Raw genomic sequence first — 243 nt, forward strand, 5'->3', positions numbered from 1 at the left:
CATCGGCATGATGTACGGCGCGACGCTCGGCGGCAACGCGACGCTCGTCGGCTCGGCGGCGAACATCGTGGCAGCGGGAATCTGCGCGCAGGAAGGCGCGCCGGTCAGCTTCGGGCGCTTTCTGCGCTATGGATTGCCGTTCACCTTATGTCAGCTTGCGATCACGGCGGTGTATGTGATCGTGCTCGGGCATGTTCTTCGCTGATCTTCGTAAGCGTCTGCATAAAGAATCGTTCGCTGCCC

At 61.7% G+C, this 243-nt stretch carries 1 pseudogene; it reads left to right on the forward strand.

Going from position 1 to position 243, the window contains the following annotated elements:
- Nucleotides 1–205 (forward strand): annotated as a pseudogene (locus tag NCS58_RS27385) (citrate transporter); the annotation flags it as partial.
- Nucleotides 206–243: the final 38 nt, after the last annotated feature.

This window comes from Caballeronia sp. INML3B, assembly GCF_023631305.1.
In the GTDB taxonomy this organism is placed as follows: Bacteria; Pseudomonadota; Gammaproteobacteria; order Burkholderiales; family Burkholderiaceae; genus Caballeronia; species Caballeronia turbans.